The organism is Klebsiella sp. Ech2A (genome assembly GCF_030078455.1).
Taxonomy (GTDB): Bacteria; Pseudomonadota; Gammaproteobacteria; order Enterobacterales; family Enterobacteriaceae; genus Klebsiella; species Klebsiella terrigena.
In genome coordinates this window covers 1-1,776 of record NZ_JAQGFU010000382.1, presented here as the reverse complement: position 1 = coordinate 1,776, position 1,776 = coordinate 1, and the positions used below count along the sequence as shown (strand labels likewise).

General features: G+C 66.2%; 2 protein-coding genes. Both read right to left on the bottom strand.

From position 1 onward, the window contains the following. Positions 1 to 793 (bottom strand): zinc-dependent alcohol dehydrogenase family protein (locus tag PFH44_RS27215; RefSeq protein WP_283826778.1); only part of this gene is annotated, 793 nt, incomplete at its 3' end. Positions 794 to 865: 72 nt separating this feature from the next. Further along, positions 866 to 1,756 carry an oxidoreductase gene (locus tag PFH44_RS27210; protein ID WP_283826779.1) on the bottom strand — a complete coding sequence of 297 codons (891 nt, stop codon included), beginning with the start codon at positions 1,754 to 1,756 and terminating at the stop codon, positions 866 to 868. Between the last annotated feature and the right edge of the window lie 20 nt (positions 1,757 to 1,776).

The window sequence follows — 1,776 nt, the reverse complement described above, 5'->3', positions numbered from 1 at the left end:
CGCCGCCGTCCAGCGGCGGCAGCGCCTCGCGCAGATGAAATTTACTCACCCGCGCGCCGTGGCGCGACTGCGTCAGCGGCGCGCCGGAAAGTAAGCCCCAGGAGATAAGCGTCGAGGATGCCGGCAGCATGGCCAGCAGCTCGCTGGAGGAGTCGCCGCCCACCGCATCAAACAGCAGATCGGTCTGCTGCAGCACCTGCCCAAGCATGCCGCGATCCGTCGTCATCAGCGGATAGATCCCCTGCCGCTCCAGCCAGTCACGATGCTGCGGCGAACGAATTACTCCGCATACCGAACGCGCGCCCATCCGCAGCGCCCACTGGCCCAGCAGGCTGGCGCCTGATGAGGCGGCGGCCGTAAGGACGATATTTTTACCCGCAACCGGCCAGCGCCTGAGCATCAGCAGCGCGGTCAGGGGATTGATATAGCCCCGCGCGGCGAGCCTGTCGTCAATCCCGTCCGGCACCGGCACCAGCCAATCGACGGCGATATCCAGATAGCTCTGCCAGGTCCCCTCGCCGCGCAGCGGCAGAACCCGCTGGCCGGGCGCTGCGCCCGAGCCCGGCGATGCGGCAACCACCACGCCAACGCCTTCATAGCCGGTAACGGCGGGAAGCGTCGTGCGGTGGCGATAGGCGCCGGTGACGGGAATAAGATCGGAAGGGTTGAGCGGCGCATAGCGCATTTGCACGCGCACTTTCCCCGCCGCCAGCGTCGGCAGAGGCTGTGTGTGCAGGGCCAGCACGCGCTCCGGCGGCCCGTAGCGGTGGTAGCAGATGGCATGGTTGAGCATATTCAGCACGGCACGATAAAAGCAGGATGATAGCAGAGTTTGCTCAGCGGCTCCCTGCCATCCTTTTGCCCCTCAGCCCGGCCCGTCGCTGGCGGCGGCCAGCAGCGGTACGATAAGATCGCTCAGCGGCGTTGGGATAGCGTGTCGGCGAGCGCGCCGCTGCACCACGCCGTTGCGAATATCCCACTCCAGCGGCAGCCCGGCCTCGCGGTCGATAAGAATGGAGGTGCTCAGATCGGCAGGCGCGCGGTGAAAGACCTCAACGATCTCTTGTGGCACGCTGTCGCTCAGTTTTGCCCCCTCGGCGCGCGCGACGCTCAGGCACTCGCGCAAATAGGCTAAGGCCACGGCGGTAATATCCTCCCGGGAAAACATGCCGGCGCGACGCCCCGCCAGCACCATCAGGCCGGCGACGGCGTTCTGCAGCAGCTTGCGCCACGCAACGGTAGTGAAATCCTCGGCAAGATCCACGGCGCAGCGGGTCCCGCGCAGCGCGTCCTGCACCAGTCTGGCCTGTGCGGTGTCGGGTATCGTCAGCCTCGGGGCCGCGCGCAGCCAGACCGAAGCGGCTTCTTCCCGCAGCGCCGGGAACCACACCACCGCAGGCAGCACCGTGGCGCCCGCAACCCTGGCGGCAAACTGCTCCTGCTGTTCAACGCCGTTTTGCAGCACGCAAACCAGGGTATTTTTATCGCACAGCGCCGTCAGCCATGCGCTAATGTCGTCAATCTGCGTCGCCTTCACCGCCACGAAAACCAGGTCGAACGGACGCGCAACGGTCGCGGGATCGGTCAGTACCGGACCGGGAACGGTAATCTGTCCGCCGTCAAAGCGCAGCGATAGCTGCGGATGAGCGGTTCGCCCGCACACCGTCGGCGTACGACCGACCTCGTGCAGCGCTGCCGCGATGGTGGTACCGATGGCGCCGGGGCCTATCAGCGCAACTGCAGGTTCTTTCGACATAACGATCGCCTCCTGTTGAG

Coding starts and splice junctions, on each gene's coding strand:
- PFH44_RS27210 (WP_283826779.1), bottom strand. CDS start 1,756: ATGTCGAAAGAACCTGCAGTTGCGCTGATAGGCCCCGGCGCCATCGGT.